Source organism: Roseibium album (assembly GCF_965233825.1).
Classification (GTDB): Bacteria; Pseudomonadota; Alphaproteobacteria; order Rhizobiales; family Stappiaceae; genus Roseibium; species Roseibium album.
This window is the reverse complement of the sequence record NZ_OZ247583.1, coordinates 5,976,190-5,994,284: the sequence shown is the minus strand read 5'-3', so window position 1 is coordinate 5,994,284 and position 18,095 is coordinate 5,976,190. Positions and strand designations below refer to the sequence as shown.

The 18,095-nt window shown below is 56.4% G+C and carries 13 protein-coding genes; 6 read left to right on the top strand and 7 right to left on the bottom strand.

What is annotated here, in order from left to right; genetic code table 11:
• Positions 1-60 precede the first annotated feature (60 nt).
• Genes ACO6TI_RS27590 through ACO6TI_RS27580 form a run of 3 tightly spaced genes read right to left on the bottom strand, consistent with a single transcriptional unit; the run spans position 61 to position 2,921 of the window.
• The gene (locus ACO6TI_RS27590) at positions 61-1,107 is read right to left on the bottom strand and encodes a DctP family TRAP transporter solute-binding subunit (protein WP_029061032.1); all 1,047 of its coding nucleotides are present in this window, start codon (positions 1,105-1,107) and stop codon (positions 61-63) included.
• 27 nt (positions 1,108-1,134) lie between these two features.
• Positions 1,135-2,421, bottom strand: coding sequence for a TRAP transporter large permease (locus tag ACO6TI_RS27585; protein WP_422383781.1), 1,287 nt, complete (start codon positions 2,419-2,421; stop codon positions 1,135-1,137).
• Complete coding sequence (locus tag ACO6TI_RS27580; RefSeq protein ID WP_281927287.1) at positions 2,418-2,921, bottom strand: TRAP transporter small permease; 504 nt, start codon at positions 2,919-2,921, stop codon at positions 2,418-2,420. The genes ACO6TI_RS27585 and ACO6TI_RS27580 overlap by 4 nt, the downstream gene beginning before the upstream one ends.
• Before the next feature lie 162 nt (positions 2,922-3,083).
• On the opposite strand from ACO6TI_RS27580, the gene ACO6TI_RS27575 reads away from it, so the two are divergent.
• Both ACO6TI_RS27575 and ACO6TI_RS27570 read left to right on the top strand, forming a co-directional pair.
• On the top strand, positions 3,084-4,001 hold the full coding sequence (locus tag ACO6TI_RS27575) for a MurR/RpiR family transcriptional regulator (protein WP_208992945.1): 918 nt from the start codon (positions 3,084-3,086) through the stop codon (positions 3,999-4,001).
• Between the two features lie 243 nt (positions 4,002-4,244).
• Positions 4,245-5,342: an NAD(P)/FAD-dependent oxidoreductase gene (locus ACO6TI_RS27570; RefSeq protein ID WP_055117613.1), complete on the top strand. Its 1,098-nt coding sequence runs from the start codon at positions 4,245-4,247 to the stop codon at positions 5,340-5,342.
• Between the two features lie 86 nt (positions 5,343-5,428).
• Here the strand turns inward: ACO6TI_RS27570 and ACO6TI_RS27565 are convergent, their stop codons facing one another.
• From ACO6TI_RS27565 to ACO6TI_RS27555, 3 genes are read right to left on the bottom strand one after another with little or no spacing between them, the layout of a single operon-like run.
• Positions 5,429-7,636 (bottom strand): hypothetical protein, encoded by a 2,208-nt coding sequence (locus ACO6TI_RS27565; protein WP_422383780.1) that lies wholly within the window; start codon positions 7,634-7,636, stop codon positions 5,429-5,431.
• Between the two features lie 29 nt (positions 7,637-7,665).
• A complete protein-coding gene (locus ACO6TI_RS27560; protein WP_196894580.1) occupies positions 7,666-8,865 on the bottom strand; it encodes a phosphatase PAP2 family protein in 1,200 nt (399 codons plus the stop codon).
• A 38-nt stretch (positions 8,866-8,903) separates the two neighbouring features.
• Positions 8,904-10,697 carry an adenylate/guanylate cyclase domain-containing protein gene (locus tag ACO6TI_RS27555; RefSeq protein WP_082442878.1) on the bottom strand — a complete coding sequence of 598 codons (1,794 nt, stop codon included), beginning with the start codon at positions 10,695-10,697 and terminating at the stop codon, positions 8,904-8,906.
• A 499-nt stretch (positions 10,698-11,196) separates the two neighbouring features.
• Here ACO6TI_RS27555 and ACO6TI_RS27550 point away from each other — a divergent pair, with 499 nt between their 5' ends.
• The gene (locus tag ACO6TI_RS27550) at positions 11,197-13,200 is read left to right on the top strand and encodes a methyl-accepting chemotaxis protein (protein ID WP_055117605.1); all 2,004 of its coding nucleotides are present in this window, start codon (positions 11,197-11,199) and stop codon (positions 13,198-13,200) included.
• A gap of 41 nt (positions 13,201-13,241) precedes the next feature.
• Here the strand turns inward: ACO6TI_RS27550 and ACO6TI_RS27545 are convergent, their stop codons facing one another.
• Positions 13,242-13,460, bottom strand: coding sequence for a hypothetical protein (locus tag ACO6TI_RS27545; RefSeq protein WP_055117603.1), 219 nt, complete (start codon positions 13,458-13,460; stop codon positions 13,242-13,244).
• A 242-nt stretch (positions 13,461-13,702) separates the two neighbouring features.
• On the opposite strand from ACO6TI_RS27545, the gene ACO6TI_RS27540 reads away from it, so the two are divergent.
• From ACO6TI_RS27540 to ACO6TI_RS27530, 3 genes are read left to right on the top strand one after another with little or no spacing between them, the layout of a single operon-like run.
• The gene (locus tag ACO6TI_RS27540; protein ID WP_055117601.1) at positions 13,703-14,728 is read left to right on the top strand and encodes an ABC transporter substrate-binding protein; all 1,026 of its coding nucleotides are present in this window, start codon (positions 13,703-13,705) and stop codon (positions 14,726-14,728) included.
• 3 nt (positions 14,729-14,731) lie between these two features.
• Complete coding sequence (locus ACO6TI_RS27535) at positions 14,732-16,945, top strand: ABC transporter permease (RefSeq protein ID WP_055117599.1); 2,214 nt, start codon at positions 14,732-14,734, stop codon at positions 16,943-16,945.
• Positions 16,946-16,948: 3 nt separating this feature from the next.
• Positions 16,949-18,019 carry an ABC transporter ATP-binding protein gene (locus tag ACO6TI_RS27530; protein ID WP_196877199.1) on the top strand — a complete coding sequence of 357 codons (1,071 nt, stop codon included), beginning with the start codon at positions 16,949-16,951 and terminating at the stop codon, positions 18,017-18,019.
• The last annotated feature ends 76 nt before the right edge of the window (positions 18,020-18,095 follow it).

The following is an 18,095-nucleotide window of genomic DNA, read 5'->3' as shown; positions in this document are numbered from 1 at the left end:
TTGAAATGAAAGAGCGGCGAGGGGAGCCGGAGCACCCCCCGCCTGGGAGGACCTGTCAGATCAGTTCAGGTAACTGCTGTTGTTGGCCGCGTCGACCTCGCTCTTGAACAGACCCAGAAGCTCGGACGCCTTTGCGTCGAGGTTCTCGGCTACGTGGGATTCAAAAGCCGGTTGGGTTGCTCCAGCCATCGCCTTGCGCTGGTCGTCGGTCAAGGCGGTGACCTCGATCTTGTCCATCAGGCCAGCAAGGCCACGGTCGGACGCTTCGATGATCCGGGAAAGGCCCCGACTGGCTGCGACGCAGTTTTCCGCAGCCACGCGAAGAGTTTGCTGTTCCGCATCGCTCAGGCCTTCGAAGAAGGCGCGGTTGACCATGAATGTGTAAGGTGAAAACAGGTGGTTGGTGAGCGTCATGTACTTCTGAACCTCTGCGAAATTCGCAAAGGAAATGATCGGAACCGGGTTCATCTGGCCATCGATCACACCTGTCTGCAGTCCGGAATAGACCTCGCCCCAGCTGAGCGGATAGGCTTCAGCGCCCAGCGCCTGAACGATCTTCTGGTGCGAAGGCAGCGTCATGGTACGGATGCGGATGCCGTCGAAGTCGGCAAGGTCTGCAATCGGACGCTGGGAGTTCGTGACCGCGAAGAAGCCTCCTGTGTCCGGAAAACCGAGCACAACAACATCACCGAGTGCTTCCTCGATGTCCGCCGCAAGGGCTTCGCCGAAGGGCCCGTCAAAAACGGAATAGGTCGACGCATTGTTGGCAAATGCGAAAGGCAGGTTCAACACGTCGATACGCGGATAGTAGCTGGCAAGGGCGCCTGTAGACGTCAGCGTTGCCTGAATGACACCGTCGCGAACCTGCTGGACGTGTTCGGCTGCGGAACCAAGCTGGTTGGAGCCGAAGACCTCGACTGTCACACTGCCGTTGGTGTCGGCTGCGACGATGTTGGAGAAGACTGCGGTGCAGGCGTGCGCCGGGTTTTCAAACGGGTCGGTCTTGTTGTCGTGACCGAAGCGGATCACACCGCCGTCGGCGAGTGCCGTGGTCACTGTGAGCGCCGCTATGGCGCCTGCAACGAGCCCTATTTTCAAAGTCTTCATAAGTACCTCCTCTGTTGAAGACATGGCCTATTGGGCAAATCCGAAAGCGCGGGGCAGGAACAGCGCCGCATCCTCCCAGAAAGCAAACAGGAACAGGATTGTGATTTCCGCGATCAGGAACGGGGTCAGCTTGACGGCAATCCGTTCGAGCTTTTCCCCGGTGACCGAAGACAAAACGAACAGGCACGCTCCGACCGGCGGGGTCATGAGTGAAATGTTGAGTGCCAGCACGAAGATGATACCGGCATGGATCGGCTCCAGACCGATCTGTTCTGTCAACGGGACCAGAACAGGCGCCAGGATTATCAGAATGGCGGTGATGTCCATCACCATTCCGACAACCAGCAGGATGCAGATGATAATGGCGATCACGGCATATGGATTTTCGGAAATGCCAAGCACGGCTCCTGCAATTTCCTGGGGAATGCGCTCAAAGCTCATCCACCAGCCGAGAATGCCGGCAAACGCGATGATTACGAAAATCACGCCGGTAATCCGGGCAGTTCGAACCAGCATGGAATAGAAACTGCGTGCCGACAGCGTGCGATAGACGAAGAGACCGATGAAAAGTGCGTAGGCGACAGCGATCGAAGCGGCTTCGGTAGGTGTGACGACGCCGCCCAGAATGCCGCCGAGAATGATGACGGGCATCAGCAGCGCAGTGAGCGAAGACAGGAACGTGTCCCAGACTTCCCATATGGTGGCGCCACGTGCCGCCTTGGGCAGATTCTCGCGCTTGCCGCCAACGACGATTACGCCCATGCAGACGAGGCAGATGACGAGGCCCGGCAAGATACCCGCGGCAAACAGCCCGCCGATGGAAACGCCCATCAGTGAGCCGTAGACAACCATGAGACCGGATGGCGGGATGGTCGGGCCGATGATCGAACCGGCTGCCGTGACAGCGCAGGCGTAGTCGCGGGAATAGCCTTCCTTTTCCATGGCAGGCACAAGCGTGCGACCGAAGGCGGCGGCATCTGCCGTCGCCGAACCCGTCAGGCCGGCAAAGAACACCGAAGCCAGCATGTTCGTATGCGCCAGTCCACCGCGGAAGCGCCCGACAAGGACCTGCGCCAGCTTGACCAGCCGATCAGTGATGCCGATGCCATTCATGATCTCGCCGGCAAGGATGAAGAAAGGCATCGCCAGGAATGGAAAGATGTTCAATCCGTTGAAGATCTTGCTTGGCCCGATGGCCAGGAAATTCGGACCGCCGCCCATGTCTATCAGGCCGACAACACCGGCCAGGCCAATCGCGAAACCGATAGGCATGCCGAACAGGATCAGGAGAACGAATGTAACGGCGACAATCATGCGCTTGCCTCCGCCGATTGTTCAAGCTGCAGGCCCTGATCGCGTATCAGGACAAGCGCCAATTGAATGATCGCGAGAAAGGCGGACGTGGGGATTGCCCAGAAGAATGGTTCAAGCGTTACGCCGAAAATCATCGCCTGCCGCGTTGCCCCGCTTTGGGCGAAGCCGATGCCGAACCAGAACACGTAAAGGAACAGAGAGATTGCAAGGATGTCGATCGTGATCAGGACGGCGCGGCGAAACCATGCAGGCAACGTCATCAGGAAGGACGTCAGGCCGATATGTTCGCGGCGGGCAATTCCGGATGAGACCGCCAGAAGCGCTGCCCAGATCATCAGGTAGCGAGCAAGGGTTTCCGGCCAGGGCAACTGCCAGTGAAACCAGTAACGGTCGATAACGCCAATCCAGACATCAAAGACCAAAGCCAGCATCAGCAGTGCGACAACCGCCTCGATCGCTCGGTTCAGGCCAAGGCTGATTCTTTCTGCCAGGCTTTTCAAGCTTGCACCCTCCCAAATGAAACTCAGTTAGATAATTTCTTCGAATTTGGAGCCAAGTCAAGTTATTTTTGTCATTAAATTACAAAAATAGACCCAATAAGGGCCCGCTGTGGTAATTTATTGACCCGGTTTTGTAACCGAGTTACAGAACAGGCAGGAGGAATGATGCAGGCACGCTTGAAAATCGATGACGATCTGGGACACGCAGCGGTCGATGTGATCTCCAATCTCAGGAAAGCGGAGGGTCAGCTTTCCACGCGCGAGCAGAAGGTCGCCGACTTCGTGTCGGCAAACCTCGAAAAGATCAGTTCCATGACGATCGCCGAAGTGGCGCGGGCCTGCGACGTAAGTTCACCAACGGTCGTCCGCTTCTGCCGGACCATGGGCTGCGACGGGTTCCGGGAATTCAAGATCCGGCTGGCACAAAATCTTGCCGTCAGCCTGCAGTATCTCGATGTCGGTGACAGGGCCGCGACAGAGACGGGTGCAGGGGTCCTCGATCAGGTCATCGGCGCCTTGTCGGCATCATTGAACGTCGTGCGCCGTCAGCTGGACAATGACAAGTTCGAGGCTGCAAAGGATCATATCGCAAACGCGCGGACCGTTCTGGTTGGCGGCATCGGGGGCGGCTCCTCCATTGTGGCACAGGAAGCATCCAACCGTCTGTTTCGTCTCGGAATTGCGACTGTGGCCGTTTCCGACAGCTATCTATTGCAGATGCGGGCTGCAACGTTGTCCAAGTCAGACGTCATTCTGCTCATTTCCTCGAGCGGAGAAGCTGATGAGGTGCTGAGTGCAGCGGAAATTGCGGGAGGCTACGGAGCAACCACTATCGCCATCACAAAGTCTGAAAGCACGCTGTCCCGAAGTGTCGAGTGCGCCCTTCAGATAGATCTTCCGGAAGACCCCGATATCTACAAGCCGACGGCGTCGCGCTATGCCTATCTGGTCATCATCGATGCGCTGGCGATGGCCATTGCGCAGCTCAGGTCCGACAACACGGCGGAGAACCTGCGCCGGATCAGAGCCTCGCTGACGGCGTATCACGGACGAACCGGGCCTCAGCCCCTGGGAGATTGAACCAGGCTCTTGAACTGATTCCGATTGCCGCGATAACGTGTTGAAAAATTGGGTTTTCTGCGTTCTTTCGCAAGGTTCTGGAGATTGCCTCATTGTGGTATTCGAGGTGAAACCTTAACTCCTTAAACCATTGTGTGAACACGGTCCCGCCGCATATCCGGTATGCGTCGCCAGTGGCAAATCGCCTCTTGCACCGACATTCCGGCTCGTTAATCTTCGCGAAGACATCGCAGGAAAACCAACATGGCAATACTGATCGTTGGCGCCGGGATCTCGGGCCTTTCCACCGCCTGGGCGCTGACCAAGCGAGGCGTTCCTGTGACACTGCTGGAGCAGGGACCGATCCCCAACCCGCTTTCGGCCTCCGGTGACCAGCATCGCATTATTCGCCGGGCGTATGGCGGGAAGGGCGGATACCAGCGCCGCATCGGGGATGCCTATGCGGCCTGGGATGAAATGTGGGCGGATCTGGAAGCCTCGCATCTCGTTGAAACCGGCTTCATGCTGCTGTCGCAGCAACAGGGTGATGGCGGTGAAATCTATCGGCAGGGACTGATTGACGGCGGCTATCCGTTTGAAGACCTGACACCGGCAGAAACTGCAAAGCGATTTCCCTTTATCGATCCGTCGACCATCAGGTACGGGGCTGTCAGTGACGAAGGGGGGGTACTGCTGTGCCAGAAGATCGCCTCGGACCTGCGTGACTGGCTGCGCAGGAATGGAGCTGACGTCCGCGAGAATGCCAAGGTTACAGCTGTGGACACGTCTGCAGGCTCCGCCACGTTGGTGGACGGTTCCGTTCTGAACGGTGACCACCTCATCATCACCTCTGGTGCCTGGACACTCGGGCTGTTTCCCAAACTTGGCACCAGTCTGACGACCTACCGCACCGCAGTTGTCTACCTGACGCCGCCGGAAAACCTGCGCGAGGCCTGGGAGCGATCACCTGCCATTCTGGATCCGGGTGGCCCGATTGACGGCTACGTTCTGCCGCCGGTTGCCGGAACCGGGCTCAAATTCGGTGCAGGTATTCACAAACACAAGGCCGCGCCCGACCAGGACCGGGTGGCGGAGGCAGGTGAGGGTGAAACGCTGCGCAATCACTTTGCGCCTCCGTTCGCCAGGATCACGGAGTATCACGTCGATGATGTGGTGACATGCGCCTATACATTCACTTCCGATGAGCATTTCTTCGCGACAACCGAGGACAGGGCAACAATCGTGTCGGCCTGTTCAGGCCACGGTTACAAGTTCGGTGCCGTTGTCGGCCAGAAGCTCGCAGAGGGGATCGTGTCGAAGGACATGAAGACGGCGCAGGTCTGGCTCGAGGCGCGGGATTGATACCGGCTGGCTAGGAGCCGCCTCGTATTCTTCTTCGGCAGGTGCGGATCACTCAGACTCAATTGCACTGTGGCCTCAGCCCTTGTTCACGTTGGCGGATCAGGCCAGCGGGACAGTCCGAACAGGATCGGCAGATCGAGCATGCGTCCGCCGCCGGAGCGGATGGCAGGGGGCTTGCGCGGATTCGTTGCCGGATCCATGCCATCGGCGGCATCGTGTACTGCCTGGGGGTCCGCAGGTTGGCCGTCAGCCAGTTTGCAGGCGATCCACCGGGTCACTTGCGGGGCCGACACGCTTGTTCCCGGCATTGCAACGTATGAACCGCTTGCGGATCCTGCGCTCAGGACACCAGGCAAGACCATACTGTCGTCACTCCTGGCCGAAGCATCAGGTCCGGTTTTATTCGGATTGTTGGTTGGTCCGCTGGCCGAATAGAGCGCCATCGGGCTGTCTTTTTCCGGGGCCGTGCTGCGGAAGCCACCGATCACGACGGGCTTGTCGCCACTGGCAAATCCGCTGAGTGTGCCTTGTCGGCGCACATAGGCCGATGTCATGTTGGGATCGTAACCAAGGGGTCCCCCGATCAGTGGTCGATCCAGGTGAAAAATGTCCGTGCCCGGCTGGTAAAACCGCTCATATTCGGGGTCGTCAAAGTAGGACTGCCGTCCGAATACGGGAAAGCCCGGTAACGTTTCGTCGCGGATGATCCAGGCTTTTGCACCAACGTCGCCGGAACCCTGGGGGGCCTCAAGCTTAAGTTTCCAGGACCCGGACGGCGCGAACGGTCCCACGTCTGCCGGACTGTCGGTCGCATATAGAGAGACCCCAAAATGGCCGCGCTTGAACGGACCAATGCCGGCGCCGAGAAAATAGACAAGCCCTATTCTCTCACCCGTGTCATTGACGAGTTCCTGCCACGACACCGGATGGTGTGTCGGCACGCTCGCCGGCGCTATGCTGCCCGGCCCCTCTACCGTCAGGGTGGCGTAATCGGATGCGACCTTGTTTTCCGTGTCCAGCCAGATCTGAACCGCCGACATGCTTCTGTCCGACGGCTGAACACGCCAATCGAGAACTTTGCTTCGATGGGTGTCGCCTCCTATTTCTATCCTGGCATGACAACGGCTCTCGTTTCCGTTTCCGGCCGGCAGAACACACTCACACCTGAAGCACTTTTCTTCCGCTTTCAGGAGGACGTCCCTGATCTTGGTCTCAACGATCCCGGTTCCGTCGTGAGGGCCTGCATAATTTCCAAAACTGAAGTTGATCACGAGGGGTGGCACCTCGCCCGGGGGATCATCGATCACAAACCGTTTGTGGCGCCCGAGAATGTAAAAGAGGGCCTGTTCCAGCCAAAGGGCAAACAAATTGCCCGAGGGATCTTCCACATCTGATGTCCGCAGGTTGACGGCGATGATCGGACGTTTCGCGGCTTCGTCGATGCTCTTTGCACTATTTGCCGGATACCCCGCGGCCAGCCCCATGACATGGGTTCCATGCGAAAGACGATGGGCGACCGGGGTGTGCGGGCGACTGGACCAGTCCGTTGCACCAATGGAACTGTAAAATGCGGCATCATCCAACAGTCCATTGTGAATATTCGCATTGAGGTGATCTGAAAGTCCCTTGCCTGTCCATGCGTTTCCAACCGTACTGGGTTCGGTACCGGGCGGCAAATTGGAGGTGTCGTATTGGACACCGTCCATGTTCCAGTAGAATTGGACGCGGGAAACAGTTTCTCCAGCGTCAAATCGCCGGAAAAGTTCATGCCCGACAGCCATGCCGTTGTCGATGACCGCTACCACGGTCGACCCCTTGGGAAGCTTGATTGGTGGTCCAGGGTCGAAGTTGAACGGTACTTCCTGCATGACAATATCGTCTTTTCGGAACGCGGGGCCGACTTCGAACCAGGCAATGCCTGTTTCGGCTCCACGCTCTTTCACCGCATTATCGTTCACCGCGTTGATGTAATTGCGCCGCGCGTAAAGGGAAATGACAGGGGGGGCTGAGACTCCTCGCACTTCTTCCGGGTATTCGGGCGGAATCAGCAGGAATTTTTTCGGATCGTCACCCAGCCCCAGTTTTTTCGACAAGTCCCAAATTTCGTCAAGGGAGTAGTAGCCGTCACTGTCCTTGTCTCTTTTCGCCGGATTAGCAGCTATCAGCCACCAGATTTCATCTTCTGGAATCGCCAGATCCGCGGCAATGGAGCGACTTACCGTGTTAACGCGAAAATCCGCCGATGGATTCAGAACGATGTCACCAGCGTCGAATTCGTTCCAAGTGAAGACCATGTGAGCCTCCCTTCAATCATTCGGTTTCGTCAGGTGATGTCGTGCCATTCCGCCTTTGCCCGGGCCCAAAGCCACCCGAGAGGTTCAGAAACAGCATCATCGATCGAATTTTGGAAGTTAGTGCGGCTTACCCAGCCAGTCGTGTCACTCAGCCCGGGGGGACTGGAGGAGAAATCGTAATAGTCTCTCCAGTTGAAATCCATGTTCGTTGCCGAACCCGACCCGTCATGGAATTGCTCGCCGTTGAATTTCCAGCCGGTATCCGGCTGTTCTCTCTTGCATCGTTTGACGAGATATTCGCCGAGATTGAGACCCAGCACGGCACCGGCGACACTGTCGACCGGAAAGTGTACGCCGGCCACGGTTCGGTTGATCGCGATGCGCGCGGCCTGCCGCATCATCATTTCGCCCCACAGGTCACCAGAGTAAGGACTCGTTCCGGATTCCCGCAGCAACAGCCAAAGCACCTGTGCCATGCAGAACGCTTCCGTTGCATGCCCGCTGGGCAGGCTGCCATGGGTTGGTGTCCAGATCATGGGCTGGATTTGCGGCGACCATTCTATCGGCCGCTTGCACGACAACGAGTATTTCAGCCGCATTTCGACGTAGTTGGCGAGCCAAAGCGACATACCCAGCAATTCGACAGTGAATGGAGTGCGTTCCGGATCAACAAACGCAATTGCGCGCAGAAACTCCAACGGTGTTGCAAGTTGCGCGATGATTTCGCCTGAACGGTCCGGGCGCAAGTCCGCGTAGTTTGCGACCATGGTCAGCTGATCAGCGAAAATTTCCCGTGTGGGACGCTTCATTTCCATCAGTGTCTGATACTTCGTATCCGGCAACTGGAAGTCCGTCTGCAGGTGAAAGACCTTTGCGTTGCCGTTTGCGAAATTGAAGCCAATCCGGGAGCCGATTTCGAGCGCAAAGACGCTCGTCCTCACGGCGGGAGCGAGCCGTTCGAGATAGGCGGTGTCCTCCTGGTGGTTTGCCGTCACTTCAGTGTACTGCACTGGCTCCCAGGTGCCGGCGATCCCGTCACGACTGGTGATCAGTGCCTGCGCCACCAGGGGCGGATTGGCGCCGACCGATCCGAGGCTGCCCAGGCTGCCAAGGCTCCCCAGGCTGCCAAGGCTGCCGAGGCTCCCCAAACTCCCAAGGCTTCCCAGGCTGCCGAGGCTGCCCAGACTTCCGAGACTTCCTTCGGGTCCAACTCCTCCTGAATGTGCCATTATTCGCTCCTTTCAGCATAAATTGCCCAGGTGTCTGTCTATTCCGGTACACCAAGTTCCTTCAGTGAGCGGGCAAATGCCCGGCCCATTTCGTAGTCTGCTGCAGGCGATGACTGCCGCCACCAGCTGACTGTGAAATTCGGTTGTTTCTTTAAAAGTTTGGCGAGTGTTTTCCTGGCGTCGTCGGTCTTGCCCAGGCGCCACTCCGCGACGGCCTTGATCCTCAATGTCGACGTGTGTGACCGATTGAGACGCAACGAGCTGGAGGCGAGTTCAAGTGCCCGCGCATTGTCCTTGTTGGCGAGATTGGCGCCGGCCGCCATGGCCTGAAAGAAAAACCGGTTGGGATCAAGTGGTGCCAGGTGCAGTGCGCGTTCCGCGTCATTGGCCGCTTGCGGTCCTTCTCCCCGGAATGTGTAAAGACCAGCGCGCAATGCGCGTCCGGTCGCATCGTTGGGGGTCATTTCCAAGGCGCAGTCAAAAAGTTCCTCGGCTTCGTCGAGATCGTGCAAGAGGTTGTTGCGGACAAAGCCCTCCGCGACCAGGGCACCGGAGTTTTGCGGGTCGATGTCCAGCGCGCGCCCGGTGCAATCGAGCGCCAACCGGGCCTCCAGTCCGGGGTCGTCCGCCCAGCCCTGCTGCACCTTCAGAACGTGCCAGCGGGCCTTCCATGCGAGCGCAGTGGGGGCGTTGGGGATGCGTTCGATCAGGCCGGTCAGCAATTCTCCGGCAAGATTGAAATCCTGGTGAGACAGTCGGTTCAGCAATGCGATGGCGCCGAACAAAATGGCGTAGCCTTCCAGGGAGGGAATTGGCGCCGACAGGGCCCGCTTCATTTCGCGATTCAGCAAAGCGGCATGCACGTTGTTGGCGAGATCGCTGAAGATGGTGTTTTGCTGCAGTAACTCGGACGTGTCGAATTCGAGGCGCTGAGACAGGACAACCAGACCCGTGCGGGTTTCAACCACCTCCAGATCAAGCAACGTCATGCCTTTGTGATGGCGGAACGAACCTGTCACAATGAAATCAGCACTCAGTTTCGTTCGTATGTCCTCCAGTTCGACGGGCTTCGCCCGGAAATTGGCGGTGGACAGGTTCGAAATGACGCTTAACGCTGGTGAGCGTGCCAATGCGCCGACGAGATCTTCGGTAATCAGGTTCGACCAGATCATGGTCTCCTGAGATACGGTCGGAGACATCAGAGGCAGGACAGCGATCGTCGGCTGCAGGTCCTTTGCCGCTATTCTTGGCGACGGGTTCGGAACCTCGTCCGGACTGCGCAGCAGGAACGCGCTGACAGGTTGTGACAGGTTCTTGAGATGCAGTTCGCCGAGGTCTTCAAATTCTGAATCGGGATCGCTGGCCAGGACATTCCGAATTGCAGCGCTGACGATGATTTGTCCTGCTCGCGATGCGGCAGACAATCGCGCGGCGGTGTTTACGTGCTGTCCGTACAGGTCCTGGTCGGAGCTGTGGAGGATCTCGCCAACGTCCAGGCCGATACGCAATTCGATGCGACGATCCGTTCCGAGATTTTCATTCACTTTCCTGATGGCGTCCTGAATGTCCAGTGCGGTCCGTGCCGCGAAGCTGACATCGTCGAATTCAGCCAGCAGCCCATCACCCATGCGCTTGACGAGCCGTCCTTGTCCGGAGGCGGACAACCTGCGTTCAAGATCGTCGACGAAGCCGATCCAGCGGACAATTGTCCCTTCCTCGTCGACTTCAAACAGACGCACGGAGTCAACAACGTCGGCAAACAGAACCGCTTTGTTAACCCGTAGGAGCCCCGTACCTAACGTTAAAAAATCCGAGTACGAGGTTGAAATCATCGCGAGGTACCTCGCAAATTTGGGTTCGCGTATTAAAGTAATGCATTGCTGAACAACTGGGAATATAGCTAAATCCCAAATCGGATTACAGCATACAAGTGAATTACCTTGTTCGTCAGCTTAAGCGTGTAAAATTCATTCTGCAATAGTGTTTGTAATTTGTAATGTTTTTACTGATTTATCTTTTAGAATTCCGCTTGGGAAAGCAGTCTTATTTACTCACATCCATGTGTAAAAATCTATCGGCAATTTTGCAAATAACAGCAAGGCTGAATTCTAGTTAAATCTGACAGTGCAGTCCGGTTCTTACTCACGCAATTCGCACGTTCGAAACAAATGTCACGTTGTTGTTTCGAGTGGAAACATCATTTGGGATATTTATAACTTTAGTAATTTTTGACGAGCATTTTACTAAAACTTGCAAATTTGGACGGTTGAGACTTGTCGGAGATTTTCACTGTGACGAGTTCGATGACCTGGCTCGGGGGGAGTTCACCAAATGTCTGATCAAACGGAATTCGCTGAAAACGGACGCAAAAAGGTTGGCTTGCTTGACCGATTGAGGATCCGTACGCGTATCAATCTGCTTGTGCTGTTGACGATGGTGGCGGTCTCTGCGCTCGGGATTACCTATCTTGTAGGCCGTATGGGCACCGTGCATTCCCTTGAGAGCAAAAACCAGTATGCAACTCTCTACGAACTCGTTCAGTCTGTGGAGATCGGTGCCTTGCAGATGCGCCGCAGCGAAAAGGACTTCCTGCTTCGGCGTGATACCAAGTACATCGGAAAATATGATGCTGCAGTTTCGAAAGTGAACGCCGCGCTGATGCAAATGGCGGACCTGGAGGCTTCCGCAGCGGTTCTTGAGAATATCGAGAAACTCCAAAACGAAGTCGATCATCATAAAGAGCAGTTCCACAAGGTTGCGGGACTGCATCAAACCGTTGGTTTGAACGAAAAGGACGGGCTTGAGGGCGAACTGAGACAAGCCGTTCATAACGTGGAGGAACTGCTAAAGACGGCCAAACTGGATTCCTTGACCGTCAAGATGCTGATGATGCGCCGTCACGAGAAAGACTTCATGATGCGTGGCAAGGAAAAGTACGTCGCGCGTATCGATAAAAGACGCGAAGAGTTCGATGCACTCCTCGGCAACGCGGCTCTTCCCGAAGAATTGAGCGCCAAACTGACGATCCTGATGGACTCCTATCAGGCAGGTTTCAAGTCATTTGCCAAAACCTCCATGTTGCTGAAGCCGGAGACGAAAAAGCTCAGTCAGATTTTTGCGGAGATGCAGCCGGATTTCGCGAGGATCCGCGAAGCAGCCGACGAAGGCCAGGCCGCGGCCAACGCTCACTTCACTTCGACCATGAAAACGACGGACCAGACTTTTCTGGCTGCGGGAATTGGCATTCTTGCAGCGGTGATCTTTTCCGGTTTTCTGATCGGAAGGAGCATCACGTCACCAATAGCTCGACTAAACAACGCGATGAAATCGCTTGCTGAGGGGGACGTTGAGACCGAGGTTCCATTGATCGGCTTGAAGACCGAAATCGGCGAAATGGCCGGGACCGTTGAGATTTTCAAGAACACGTCCCTTGAGCGAATGGCGCTCATGAATGAAAACGAACGCGATCAGGAAATGCGTGCGGGTCGCCAGACAAAGGTCGATGACCTCATTGGCAACTTCCGTGAAACCGTCCTTGGTGTGCTTGAAGCAGTCAATGCGGAAAACCGGGAAATGGAGACTTCGGCAGGCAACCTTTCGACCATCGCCTCGCAGACAACCTCGCAGGCGGACAGTGTTTCCAGTGCGTCGAAGGACGCATCGAACAACGTCCAGGCTGTCGCTGCGGCTACGGAAACGCTGTCGGAATCGATCGGTGAAATATCCCGGCAGGTCAGCCAGACGAAGAGCATCGTCGAACAAGCGACTGATGCAACAATCGAGACAGACACCAAGATCGCAGGTCTTGCTGACTCTGCAGACAAGATTGGCGAAGTCATTCTGTTGATCCAGGGAATTGCCGAGCAGACGAACCTTCTCGCTCTCAACGCCACAATTGAGGCAGCAAGAGCTGGAGAAGCGGGCAAGGGCTTTGCGGTTGTCGCGTCCGAGGTGAAGGAACTTGCCACGCAAACTGCCAAGGCAACTGAAGCCATCTCTACCCAGATCACCGATATTCAGAAAGAGACCGAAAGTTCGGTCGATGCCATTCGCGGAATTGCCGAAACGATGCGTGAGGTTTCTTCAGCCACCGAGGCCATTTCCGCGGCGGTTGAAGAGCAAGGATCATCGACCGCGGAAATCACGGCAAACGTCAATTCCGCTGCTGCCGGATCCAATGAAGTTTCGGAGAATATTGTCGGTGTTCAGCAGGCCGCGGATGAAAGTCAGGACTCCGTTGAAAAGGTGCTGTCGGCAGCAAAGGGTGTTTCGGCGAACACGGAACAGCTTCGTGATGTCATCGAAGAGTTCCTGGGAGATGTCGCTGCTGCTTGATGTCGACTGCCGAGCAGTGGCACCTTTGATCCGCGCGATGTCTATGGCGTCCGGGCGTGAACCAGGCAGGTTGTGCCTGGTTGGGCTGTCTGTTCCCGGGTCGCGACCCGGTTCTGCAAGATCGTGCGAACCTGTCTCTGGTTCGCATTCGCAATCATTATCATCGACGCATACGCGGCCGAACGTAGATTGGCCTCGATTGGCCGCACGAATTCGGGTTTCAGAAGCCTTCTGATCTGGAACATTCTTTCAGATTGCATGCAGCCGCCTGTGCCAACTTCATTTGTCTGTCAACAAATCCGGAAACCAGCAACCGGGGAGGGTTTTGCACCTTCCCGTGATTGATACCTGCATTGCGAGAACGCTTTGGTTGCAGGCAATCGACAACGTATGTCGAGCCGGACAGAAGGCAAAATCACGACAGTTAATTTAGCGATTGCTGAGGGCGCATTGATGCCCTAACGTATTGTCATAAAAATGTCATAAATCTTGGGAGGTCACTATGAAATCTATCAAATTTGCGTTTGGTATCTCGCTATTTGCGTTTGCTGCAGCCACCGGTTCCGCGCATGCGGACAAAATGACCCTCTATTGCAGTGCGCAGGAAGATTGGTGTCAGCTGATGGCGCGCAGCTTTGAAGAGGCGACCGGAATTGACGTCAACATGACCCGGAAATCGTCCGGTGAGACGTTTGCGCAGATACGTGCCGAGTCGGCCAATCCGAAGGGTGACGTGTGGTGGGGTGGAACCGGCGATCCGCATCTGCAGGCAGCAGAGGAAGGCCTCACACAAGAGTACGTTTCCCCGATGCGCGATCAGCTGCACGATTGGGCGATCTCCCAGGCAGAGAGCGCCGGCAACCGGACGATCGGGATTTATTCCGGTGCACTTGGGTATGGCTATAACACCGACCTGGCGTCCGCCAACAATCTGCCTGAACCATCCTGCTGGAAAGATCTGCTGAAGCCCGAATACAAGGGTCATGTCCAGATGGCGAACCCGAATTCATCCGGCACGGCTTATACAACCCTTGCATCCATGGTGCAGATTTTTGGCGAGGATGAGGGTTTTGAATTCATGAAAGGTCTGCACGCCAATATCAACCAGTACACCAAATCCGGCTCCGCACCGATCAAGGCAGCAGGCCGTGGCGAGAATACGATCGGAATCGTGTTCATGCATGATGCCGTCAAGCAGGCGGTGTCCGGATTCCCGATCAAGGTCGTCGCCCCTTGCGAAGGTACAGGCTACGAGATCGGGTCCATGTCCATCATCGACGGTGCCAGAAACCTCGATGAAGCCAAGAAATTCTATGATTGGGCATTGTCACCCGAAGCGCAGAACCTCGCACTCGAAGTCAACGCGTTCCAGGTGCCGTCCAACAAGAATTCGGAAACGTCACCTTCCGCGCCCGATATGAGCCAAATCAAGCTGATTGACTATGACTTCGCCAAATACGGTTCATCGGACGAGCGCAAGCGGTTGCTGCAAAAGTGGGACGAGGAGGTGTCCACGCTGCCGCAGTAAATCATGCGCAACGTATCCGTTGAAAACACCGGCCTGTCCGTTCTGATATTCTGGATTGCCGCCGGATGGGCCGGGTTTTGCCTATTGCCCTGGTATGGGATTGAGGACGGTTTCTTCTCATTCGCCTGGCTGCTCGACGGATACCCGTTGGATGAAGACTATGCGCCAGCCGCATTTCTGATCGCTCAATCGGAAAAAATGTGGCTGGCGCCATTAATTGCACCACTGTTGGCCCCGCTGTTCGTACTGCGTCGGCGAAAATCCGACCCAGTCTATTCGGCAACGCTGATCCTTGCAGGCGGCCTTGGCTTCGCCTGGCTGATTGCACAAGGGTTTGGAATTGGCATCAGAGGCTTCAGCTATGAATGGCTCAATGCCGTTTTTGGTGAGCTTGGTGATCGTCAGTTCGGGATGGGCTACGGGGCCCTGCTCGTCGCAACCGCGTTCCTTTTTCTGTTCACGCAGGGCATTGCCGCACGCGGTGCGATAAACGGTGACGTCTTTGTCGTAAGCGCCATCGGCGGCGTTATCATCATCGTTGCCACATTTGTCTTTTTCCCGATCGTGCGGATGCTTGTGGCTGCCTTCGTAACCGATGGCGGCCACTATTCCATAACGGTATTCGTATCGAAGTTCTTCGACGACCGACTGTGGGGACTGGGGTGTTTCTGGGGCGCTCGCTGCGGCGCGGCGTGGAACTCGTTGTTCCTGGCAGTGCTGGTCGGCATCATTACCACGGGCCTGGGCCTTGTTTTTGCGTTGGTGGTGACGCGTTCCGGCTTCCGCTTCAAGCGGGGTTTGCGCGCGCTGACGGTTCTGCCGATCATTACGCCACCATTCGTGATCGGTCTGGCACTCATCTTGTTGTTCGGCCTCTCCGGCTCCGTGACCGTGTTTGTATCGGAGCTGTTCGGCATACAGCCGACAAGGTGGCTCTACGGACTTCCCGGGATACTGATTGCGCAGACATTGGCCTTCACGCCGATCGCCTTTCTTGTTCTGATCGGCGTGGTCGAGGGGGTCAGCCCATCCATGGAAGAAGCCGCGCAGACACTGCGCGCCAACCGTTGGCAGACATTCAAGACCGTTTCGTTGCCCCTGATGCGTCCAGGTCTTGCCAATGCCTTCCTGCTGGGGTTCATCGAAAGCATGGCGGATTTCGGCAATCCGCTCGTTCTGGGTGGCAACTTCGATGTGCTCAGTACCGAGATCTTCTTTGCAATCGTCGGTGCACAATATGACCAGAGCCGTGCGGCGGTCCTGGCAATGGTGCTGTTGTTCTTTACGTTGACTGCCTTCTATTTCCAGCGGGTCTGGCTCGGAAAGAAGAACTACACAACGGTCACGGGGAAAGGGGACGCCGGCGTGCACCCGCTCATGCCTCGCAGGCTGTCTTTTCCCGTTTTTGCCGTCGCAGGGATTTGGGGTGCCTTTACGATCATCGTCTACGGCATGATTGTCTACGGGAGTTTCGTAGAGCTCTGGGGTGTTCGAAATACCCTGACTTTCAAGCACTATATCACCGCGTTTTCGGTCGGTTGGACCGAGCACGGACTTCACTGGTCTGGAGCGGCCTGGGACAGCTTCTTCACGACGATCCAGATCGCCGCAGCAGCGGCGCCGCTGACCGCGGCAGTTGGCCTCATAACGGCCTATTTGCTGACAAGACAGACCTTCGCGGGCAAGAATGCCTTCGAGTTCGGTACAATGCTGAGTTTTGCCATCCCGGGAACGGTGATCGGTGTAAGTTACATTCTGGCCTTCAACGTACCACCCATCGAAATAACCGGGACCGGCATCATTCTTGTCGTCAGTTTCATTTTCCGGAACATGCCGGTTGGTGTGCGTGCCGGCATCGCCTCGATGAGCCAGCTCGACAAGTCTCTGGACGAGAGTTCCCTCACACTTGGAGCGAACAGTTGGCAGACTTTCCGAAAGGTCATTCTGCCGCTGTTGCGTCCGGCCATTCTGGCCGCCCTGGTGTTCAGCTTTGTGCGCGCCATGACGGCGATCAGCGCAGTGATTTTCCTTGTCTCCGCCGAATACGATATGGCCACCAGCTACATTATCGGCCGGGTGGAGAACAACGACTATGGCCTCGCGATTGCATATTCAACGACGCTCATATTCGTCATGTTGTCGGTTGTCGCTCTCTTGCAGTTCATTGTCGGTCGTACCCAGATCGGCCGCCGCACTCAATTCGCCACGAGAACCTGATCCATGACCCAGACAAAAATCTCGAGCAAGGCTGCGCCCGTCAAGTTCTCCGGCGTTACAAAGGTTTACGGCAGCGACGTGGTTGCCGTCGATGACATCAATCTTGAAATCGAGGCGGGCAAACTGGTGACGTTGCTCGGACCGTCCGGCTGCGGAAAGACCACTACGTTACGCATGATCGCAGGCTTGGAAATGGCGACCTCCGGTCAAATCCTGATTGGCGAGGAAGATGTTACAAAACTCCCGGCGACCGATCGGGATGTATCCATGGTGTTCCAGTCATACGCGCTCTTTCCCCATATGACCGTTCTTGAAAATGTGGCGTATGGTCTTGGATTTTCAGGGTTTCCGAAATCCGAAGCCGGCGACAGGGCGCGTGCTGGTCTCGAACTCGTTGGCCTGAAGGGCTACGACAAACGCCTGCCGAGTGAGCTTTCCGGCGGCCAGCAGCAGCGTGTCGCGGTTGCCCGTGCACTGGTACTGGAGCCACAGGTTCTTTTGTTTGACGAACCCCTGTCCAATCTCGATGCAAAGCTCCGCCGCCAGGTACGTGAGGATATCCGTGCCATCCAGCAGGACCTGGGCCTGACGGTGGTCTACGTAACGCATGATCAGGAAGAGGCCCTGGCGGTGAGTGACGAGATTGTTGTCATGCGCAATGCGGCAATCGCGCAAATAGGAACCCCGAGAACCCTGTATGATGAACCTGTCGATGCGTTCGTCGCCGATTTCATCGGCGAGGCAAACCTGATCCCCTGCAACGTGACCGCGTTGGACGGATCAATGGCCGAGATCGATGTCGATGGTTATCGTTGCCAGCTTCCTTCACGCGGCCTTTCGACAGGTGCCGGTCAGCTGGCCGTCCGTCCCGCCCGCATCGCCCTCAACGAGGGTACGGGCTTTGATGCGAAAATTGCAAAGTCCACCTATGTTGGTGTCCGTATGGAATATTCGCTCGAGACATCATTTGGTTCGATGTTCGCGGTCCAGGATGACGTCCAGCATCCCCTGGAGCCGGGGACTGCGGTTCAGGTCAGTTTCAGGTTCCCCGGTCCCGTGCTCATACCTTCATGATCGCCATCAGGCGTTTGGCGCATTCGCGCTGCACAGAGAATTCGTAAACCGTCCACTTTCGTGAATTTGCCGGAAA

Excerpts from the sequence above, each read along its gene's own strand:
- ACO6TI_RS27560 (WP_196894580.1), bottom strand. The coding sequence starts at position 8,865 with ATGGCACATTCAGGAGGAGTTGGACCCGAAGGAAGTCTCGGAAGTCTG.
- ACO6TI_RS27575 (WP_208992945.1), top strand. The coding sequence starts at position 3,084 with ATGATGCAGGCACGCTTGAAAATCGATGACGATCTGGGACACGCAGCG.
- ACO6TI_RS27540 (WP_055117601.1), top strand. The coding sequence starts at position 13,703 with ATGAAATCTATCAAATTTGCGTTTGGTATCTCGCTATTTGCGTTTGCT.
- ACO6TI_RS27530 (WP_196877199.1), top strand. The coding sequence starts at position 16,949 with ATGACCCAGACAAAAATCTCGAGCAAGGCTGCGCCCGTCAAGTTCTCC.
- ACO6TI_RS27555 (WP_082442878.1), bottom strand. The coding sequence starts at position 10,697 with ATGATTTCAACCTCGTACTCGGATTTTTTAACGTTAGGTACGGGGCTC.
- ACO6TI_RS27565 (WP_422383780.1), bottom strand. The coding sequence starts at position 7,636 with ATGGTCTTCACTTGGAACGAATTCGACGCTGGTGACATCGTTCTGAAT.
- ACO6TI_RS27550 (WP_055117605.1), top strand. The coding sequence starts at position 11,197 with ATGTCTGATCAAACGGAATTCGCTGAAAACGGACGCAAAAAGGTTGGC.
- ACO6TI_RS27585 (WP_422383781.1), bottom strand. The coding sequence starts at position 2,421 with ATGATTGTCGCCGTTACATTCGTTCTCCTGATCCTGTTCGGCATGCCT.
- ACO6TI_RS27535 (WP_055117599.1), top strand. The coding sequence starts at position 14,732 with ATGCGCAACGTATCCGTTGAAAACACCGGCCTGTCCGTTCTGATATTC.
- ACO6TI_RS27545 (WP_055117603.1), bottom strand. The coding sequence starts at position 13,460 with ATGCAATCTGAAAGAATGTTCCAGATCAGAAGGCTTCTGAAACCCGAA.
- ACO6TI_RS27590 (WP_029061032.1), bottom strand. The coding sequence starts at position 1,107 with ATGAAGACTTTGAAAATAGGGCTCGTTGCAGGCGCCATAGCGGCGCTC.
- ACO6TI_RS27570 (WP_055117613.1), top strand. The coding sequence starts at position 4,245 with ATGGCAATACTGATCGTTGGCGCCGGGATCTCGGGCCTTTCCACCGCC.